This is a genomic window from uncultured Clostridium sp. (assembly GCF_963527835.1).
Lineage (GTDB): Bacteria > Bacillota > Clostridia > Clostridiales > Clostridiaceae > Clostridium.
On sequence record NZ_CAURTC010000043.1, the window covers coordinates 23,672 to 30,493 of the forward strand.

Annotated in this window: 8 protein-coding genes; 6 read left to right on the plus strand and 2 right to left on the minus strand. The window is 26.8% G+C overall.

The features are described from left to right. The first annotated feature begins 2 nt into the window (after window positions 1-2). From miaA to RYM86_RS15900, 3 genes are all read left to right on the plus strand, one after another. Window positions 3-932, plus strand: coding sequence for a tRNA (adenosine(37)-N6)-dimethylallyltransferase MiaA (gene miaA, locus RYM86_RS15890; protein ID WP_315081706.1), 930 nt, complete (start codon window positions 3-5; stop codon window positions 930-932). A 50-nt stretch (window positions 933-982) separates the two neighbouring features. Continuing rightward, entirely contained in the window at window positions 983-1,216 is a 234-nt protein-coding gene (hfq, locus tag RYM86_RS15895) for an RNA chaperone Hfq (protein ID WP_017354250.1), read from the plus strand. A 75-nt stretch (window positions 1,217-1,291) separates the two neighbouring features. Further along, window positions 1,292-2,581, plus strand: a complete 1,290-nt coding sequence (locus RYM86_RS15900) for a methionine gamma-lyase family protein (protein ID WP_315081708.1) — start codon at window positions 1,292-1,294, stop codon at window positions 2,579-2,581. Between the two features lie 174 nt (window positions 2,582-2,755). On the opposite strand, the gene lexA is transcribed toward RYM86_RS15900, so the two are convergent. Continuing rightward, window positions 2,756-3,361: a transcriptional repressor LexA gene (gene lexA, locus RYM86_RS15905; protein ID WP_315081709.1), complete on the minus strand. Its 606-nt coding sequence runs from the start codon at window positions 3,359-3,361 to the stop codon at window positions 2,756-2,758. Window positions 3,362-3,526: 165 nt separating this feature from the next. Between lexA and RYM86_RS15910 the strand changes: the two genes are divergently transcribed. The 3 genes from RYM86_RS15910 (at window position 3,527) to RYM86_RS15920 (ending at window position 5,231) form a co-directional block, all read left to right on the plus strand. Next, the gene (locus RYM86_RS15910) at window positions 3,527-3,958 is read left to right on the plus strand and encodes a hypothetical protein (protein WP_315081711.1); all 432 of its coding nucleotides are present in this window, start codon (window positions 3,527-3,529) and stop codon (window positions 3,956-3,958) included. A 69-nt stretch (window positions 3,959-4,027) separates the two neighbouring features. Beyond that, the gene (locus RYM86_RS15915) at window positions 4,028-4,519 is read left to right on the plus strand and encodes a hypothetical protein (RefSeq protein WP_315081712.1); all 492 of its coding nucleotides are present in this window, start codon (window positions 4,028-4,030) and stop codon (window positions 4,517-4,519) included. A gap of 178 nt (window positions 4,520-4,697) precedes the next feature. Then, window positions 4,698-5,231: a YtxH domain-containing protein gene (locus tag RYM86_RS15920; protein WP_315081713.1), complete on the plus strand. Its 534-nt coding sequence runs from the start codon at window positions 4,698-4,700 to the stop codon at window positions 5,229-5,231. Window positions 5,232-5,354: 123 nt separating this feature from the next. Here the strand turns inward: RYM86_RS15920 and RYM86_RS15925 are convergent, their stop codons facing one another. Beyond that, complete coding sequence (locus RYM86_RS15925) at window positions 5,355-6,344, minus strand: tyrosine recombinase XerC (protein WP_315081714.1); 990 nt, start codon at window positions 6,342-6,344, stop codon at window positions 5,355-5,357. Between the last annotated feature and the right edge of the window lie 478 nt (window positions 6,345-6,822).

Below are 6,822 nucleotides of genomic sequence, written 5' to 3' on the forward strand. Positions count from 1 at the left end.
TAATGAAACAAAAGATTTTAGTTCTTGGAGGTCCCACAGCTGTTGGAAAAACAGAACTTTCAATAAAACTTGCAGAGAAATTAAATGGAGAGATACTATCAGCAGATTCAATGCAAATATACAAGAAGATGGATATAGGTTCAGCTAAAGTTACAAAAGAAGAGATGAGAGATATAAAGCATCATATGATAGACATTGTTTCTCCAGAAGTGGAATTTTCAGTTGCAGATTTTAAAAATATAGGTGAAAAAGCAATAAAAGAAATTATAACTAAGGAAAAGCTTCCTATGATAGTTGGGGGAACAGGTCTTTATATAAATTCTTTAACTTGTAATGTTACTTTTACAGAATCTGAAAAAGATGATGAGTATAGAGCTTATTTAGAATCACTCGCAGAAGCTAATGGCAATAACTATGTTCATGAAATGCTTAAAGAAATAGATGAAATAAGTTATAGAGATATACATCCTAATAATAGAAAAAGAGTAATAAGAGCTCTTGAAGTTTATAAAATTTCAGGAAAGCCTTTTAGTTCATATAATGTAGGAGATGATTTCTACAAAACAGATTATAATGTATTTTATTATGTATTAACTATGGATAGAGAAAAATTATATAATAGAATTAATAAGAGAGTTGACATCATGATTGAAAATGGGCTTATTGATGAGTGCATAGAACTAAAAGAACTTGGATATACTTCTGATATGCAGTCTATGCAAGGAATAGGATATAAAGAAATACTTTATTATTTAGATGGAAAAATATCATTAGATGAAGCTATTAATTTAATAAAGCAAGGTTCAAGAAATTATGCTAAGAGACAATTAACTTGGTTTAGAAGAGATCCTAGATGTACTTTTCTAGATAAAGATGTTTTATCTGATGAGGAAATATTAAGTAAAATTATTGATGACATAACAAATAACTAGGTTTATAATGGTATAAAGAGAATTAATAAAATGGAGGTAAATATGGTTTTATGAATAAGCAACAAAATAATCTACAAGACATATTTTTAAACAGTGCAAGAAAAAACAAAATACCTGTAACAATATACCTTTCAACTGGTTTTAAATTAAATGGAACTGTAAAAGGCTTTGACAGTTTTACTGTTATTTTAGATTCTGAGGGTAAACAAATGCTTATATATAAACATGCAATAACCACTGTAACTCCAGAAAAACCAATTTTATTTGTAGATAATGAAAGCTAAAATAAATAGGCAATTAATTGCCTATTTATTTTTGAGAAAATATATTTATAATACCTAGGAGGAGAATATACCAAAATGTTAAAGAAAACAGAAGAATTTCTAATTAATAATTACAATGTTAGTGAGAAAGCATTTAAATTATATAAACAAGCTCTAAAAGAAACAGAGGATATCTTTGAAGAATATGATGAAATAAGAGAATTTAATCAACTTAAAGTATTAAAGGCTTTTCAAGAAGAGAGAATAAGTGAATCACATTTTACTAATACGACAGGATATGGCCTTGATGACTTTGGAAGAGATACTTTAGATAGAGTTTATGCCAGAATATTTAAAACAGAATTAGGATTAGTTAGACCTAACTTTGTAAGTGGAACTCATGCTATAGGTGCTGCTATGATTGGAAATGTAAGACCAGGTGATAAAATACTTTGTGTTTCAGGAATGCCTTATGACACACTTTTAGGAGTATTAGGACTTGCTGATAAAAAAACTAAGGGTTCATTAGATGAATATAATATAAAAACAGATGTTATTGAATTAGATGAGAATGGAAAATTTAAATTCGATAAAATTAAAGAAACATTAAAAAGTGATAAATCTATAAAACTAATACATATACAAAGAAGTACAGGATATGCTTCTAGAAAATCTTTCTTAGTTTCAGAAATTGAAGAAGTAATAAAATGTATAAAGGAAGTACGAGAAGATGTTGTAATATTTGTAGATAACTGTTATGGAGAATTTATCGAAGAAATTGAACCAACAGAAGTCGGAGCAGATCTTATGGCAGGATCTCTTATGAAAAACATAGGTGGAGGTATTGCTCCAGGTGGTGGATATATAGTTGGTAAAAAAGAATATGTTGAACAAGCATCTTATAGATTTACTGTTCCTGGAATAGGAGGAGAGTATGGTGCGACTTATGGACTTATGAGAAGTTTATATCAAGGGTTATTTTCAGCACCACACGTTTCTATGGAAGCTGTAAAAACAGCAATATTCTGTGCCAAAACAATGGAACTTGCTGGATTTAAAGGATTCCCAGCATCAACTGATAAAAGAACTGACATAATACAAGCTATAGAATTTGGTGATCCTAAAAAATTAATTCAATTTTGTAACGGAATTCAAGCAGCTTCACCAATTGATGCATTTGCTGTGTGTGAACCATGGGCAATGCCTGGATATGATAGCGAAATAATAATGGCAGCTGGCGCATTTATATCTGGATCAACAATTGAATTATCTGCAGATGGTCCAATAAGAGAACCTTATATTGCTTATATGCAAGGTGGATTAAATTTTGATCATGGTAAAATAGGTATTTTAATAGGACTAAGTAAAGTACTTGAAGTAAAATAATTAAAATTTTATTAGCGTTTATAATAAATACTGCATATTAAAAAGCTGAAATACTAAAGTATAACTTAGTATTTCAGCTTTTTAATTTTCAACACTAATTAAAGCATATAAATTAATTCAATCCATTAATTTAATAAAGACTAAATTGTGTTATTTAAAGTTTAATCAGTTAGATTAGTATGCTCTAAATATTCCAACTAACTTGCCTAAAACAGAACAATTATCAACTATTATTGGATCCATAGAATCATTTTCAGGTTGTAGTCTTATATGATCTTCTTCTTTAAAAAATCGTTTAATCGTTGCTTCTTCATCTATTAATGCAACAACGATATCTCCGTTTAATGCAGTTTGACAACTTTCAATAATTGCTAAATCATTATCTCTTATTCCAGCATTAATCATACTTTCACCAGATACTCTTAACATAAATAATTCATTATCATGTTTTATATAATCAAGAGGTATAGGAAATGAATCTTCTATATTTTCGGTTGCTAATATAGGCATACCAGCTGTAATTTTACCAACTATAGGTATGTTTATCATTTCTTTTTTATCTCTATTATTTTTAACTATTTCTAATGCTCTTGGTTTCGTTGGATCTCTTCTAATTAGTCCCTTTTTTTCCAATCTTTTTAAATGACCATGTACAGTAGAGGTAGATCTTAATGAAACAGCTTCGCATATTTCTCTTACTGAAGGTGGATATCCCTTATTTTCTATATATAATTTTAAAAACTCATAAATTTCTTTTTGTCTGTCTTTGCTCTCTATCATTGATATTACACCTCTCTATCTTAGTGTTATTATAACATAGCTTTTATAATATAACAAACTTATGTTCTGTATGTCTTAATTAAATTTCATATTTCATTTGATTTAAATTTATGGTTTTGATATAATGTAATGACGATTTCATAATAGAAATGAGGGTGCTTAATAATGAAAAAAAAATATACTGATGATGATTATTGCGATGTATATGAAAATAAAATATGTGATAATTGTGGTAAATGCTTAGAAATAGATGGAGTAGACATTAAAGCTATAAAGATAGAAGAAATTGCAAAAACTAAAGATGAAAATAAGATGTTAGAAGAAGAATTCTTAAACAACTTAAAATCATCTCTTAGCGAAGAGCAAATAGAAGAATTAGAAGAAAATAATTTAGATTTAAAAGATGCTTATTCTAAATTTATCGCATCTAAAGGATTAAATTCTGATGAATTTGATATTACAAAAGAAACAGAATATGAAGATGCATTCGATCATATTGAATATTTAGATGATAATGAATTACTTAATGAAGATAGTATAGAAGATCTTACCGAAGAAGTATATCCAGGTGTAAGAAAATTCAAAAACAAAGCATAAAAATGTATATATATCCTTTTTTAAAGCAAACTATTATTAAAATAGTTGTGGAAAAGAGGTGTAACTTTTATGAAAAAGAAATCAATTTTAGCATTAGCATTAATGACTCTAATGTCTACATCATTTTTTATGATTGGATGTAGTGGCTCAAACAATAGAACAACAGGGAATAGCAATAACCGTGCTGCAAGTAAAATAAATCAAGGAATCAATGAAGTTGGTCAAGAATTTCACTTTGATACAGCTAAATTTGTAGACAATATGAAGGGTTCAGGATATGATATTACTAATTACTCAGTGGAAGAAAATTTACCTGGATCATCTGTTGCAACTTCATATAGCCTTGGCAATGATAAAGTATATGTATATCAATACAATACACGTAATGATTTGCATGGAGACATAATGACGCTTTCAGAATTGAAAAAAAATGGAATAAACGATGAATTCTCTAATATATCTCATTATTATAAACAAGGCAAATTGCTTATACGATATGAGGGTAGCAACTCTGAAAATTTAAATCACTTTGGTAAATCGTTTGGAAATTTATTTATTTAAAATCTTGCTGGATGAAATAGCTTTGTATTATGAGTTATTTCATCTTTTTTATTTATAATATTTTACATAATGTTTATTATGTCTGTACTAGTATAGTAGTTTTAATGAATATGAATATATTAAGGTTTTTTTGGCAAACTAAATTAGAAATATTAATTAGGAACGAGGTGTAAGATTTATGAAAAGAAAATCAATTTTAGCTGTACTAATGGCTACGTTGCTATCATGTTCAATGTTTATAGGATGTGGATATAAGAATACTTCTAATAATACTAAAACAAACATGAAGGGAGCAGGAGAAACTGTTAAAGAAGATACTAAAGATTTAGGGAAAAATGTTACAGATACAACGAAAAATGTTGGAGAAACTGTAAAATATACAGCCATAAATTTTAAAGATGATGTAGTAAATGCTGGTCATGAACTTAAGGCTTCAGTAAATGGAGAGAAAAAGAATCATTTTAGTGGAACAGAGACTGATTATATGGTTGGAAATGATTATGTTAGAGTTTATGAATATGATAATGCTAATAAAATAGAACAAGATGTAAAGAAAATATCTACTGATGGAATGGCAATAGAAGGAGCTAATGTAAATTATACTGCTAAACCTTATTATTATAAAAAGGGAAATACTTTAGTTGTATATGAAGGTAATGATCCAGCATATGTTACTCAATTTAAAGAAACTCTAGGAGAACCGATAAGATAATAAGTGTTAATTACAGTATAAATATTATGTAAAGTAATTTGTTCATAATTTAAAAATCTCTATTATTATTAATTTAAACATTTATAATAATAGAGATTTTTTTTATAAGTAGGAGAGTATGCTTTATAATTTCGATAATGGATTTGACTTTACAGCATCTCTTAATGTTTCATCATCCACATGGGTATAAATTTGAGTAGTCGAAATGTTTTCATGACCTAATATGCTTTGTAAACTTCTTATATCTACGTCTCCATACTTGTACATAAGTGTAGCAGCAGTATGTCTTAGTTTATGAGGAGTATATTTTCCATCTGTTAAGCCAGCATTTTTTATATATTTTTTTATCATTATTTCAACTGTTCTTTGATTTATTGGTTTGTTATGAGAAGACAAAAATAAAAACTTTTTGTATTCTGGTAAAGCTTTAGAATCATCTCTAACTCTCATATAATTCTCAATTGCTTTTAAACAAGCATCATTTAAATAAACTGTACGTTCTTTATTACCTTTACCTATGATGGTTAAAATATCATTTCTGATTTTCTCAATGGATATACCACATAATTCAGAAAGACGCATTCCACAATTCAAAAAGAGTGTTAATATACAATAATCTCTAGCGTAATTTTTATTATTATTATCTAATGAAGATAATAAATGTATACTTTGATCTAGTGTTAAATACACAGGTTGCCTTTTGTTTATTTTAGGGGATTCTAGTTCAGTTGTGGGGTTGTCCACAATTACCTTAGCTTTGCCTTGTAAAAATTTAAAATATGATTTTAATGTAGCAACTTTTCTAGCTCTAGCATAAGCACTATTATTTCTATATTTTTCTATAAAAGACATAAAAGCATACAGATCTCCAAGCTTTATAGTTTTTAAGAATTCATCATCAATATCTGTAATATCTATTTCTTCAAATTCTATTTTTTTATCTTTAATAAGTCCTCGATATAATTTCATAAATCTGAAAAATATAGTTAAATCTTTTTTGTATGCAGCAATTGTATTTGTAGATTTATTTTTTATAGTTTCTAAGTAATTTAAAAAATCTATTACCGAATCTGGTAAGTCATTGTTTTTTAAAAATTCAATATCATAATTCATATATTTTATCACCATCATTTATTATAATTTAAATCTATTTCTATAAGATTTAAATATATTATACCAATAAATGAATTTTTAATCAATTATTTCGGGAAATGTATATTTCCCGAAATAAAACTAAGCGATTTTTAGCATTAAAATTGATTAATTTGAAATTTTAACCTTGGTTTTAGATTTTATGCTTTAATTAATTCTTGAAATCAAAATTGTATTTTAAGTTTTTAATGTCTATTTAACTTAAATTATTAACCAATAAGCCAAATTATATACATTTAAATCTATCAACTCCATGTTTCTGCTTAGATAAGAATTATTATCCATCAATGAATTCATTCCTTAAATTGTAAAAAATAATTAATTTTTAATGATTGTTACTTAGCGAATAAATTATTAAATTTTTGGTAACTATTCAGCTATAGTAAATTAATTTATTTTTAATATAATTTTAGATACAACAAATAGAGGTACCAAAATT

Excerpts from the sequence above, each read along its gene's own strand:
- RYM86_RS15915 (WP_315081712.1), top strand. The coding sequence starts at position 4,028 with ATGAAAAAGAAATCAATTTTAGCATTAGCATTAATGACTCTAATGTCT.
- RYM86_RS15920 (WP_315081713.1), top strand. The coding sequence starts at position 4,698 with ATGAAAAGAAAATCAATTTTAGCTGTACTAATGGCTACGTTGCTATCA.
- RYM86_RS15910 (WP_315081711.1), top strand. The coding sequence starts at position 3,527 with ATGAAAAAAAAATATACTGATGATGATTATTGCGATGTATATGAAAAT.
- hfq (WP_017354250.1), top strand. The coding sequence starts at position 983 with ATGAATAAGCAACAAAATAATCTACAAGACATATTTTTAAACAGTGCA.
- miaA (WP_315081706.1), top strand. The coding sequence starts at position 3 with ATGAAACAAAAGATTTTAGTTCTTGGAGGTCCCACAGCTGTTGGAAAA.
- RYM86_RS15900 (WP_315081708.1), top strand. The coding sequence starts at position 1,292 with ATGTTAAAGAAAACAGAAGAATTTCTAATTAATAATTACAATGTTAGT.
- RYM86_RS15925 (WP_315081714.1), bottom strand. The coding sequence starts at position 6,344 with ATGAATTATGATATTGAATTTTTAAAAAACAATGACTTACCAGATTCG.
- lexA (WP_315081709.1), bottom strand. The coding sequence starts at position 3,361 with ATGATAGAGAGCAAAGACAGACAAAAAGAAATTTATGAGTTTTTAAAA.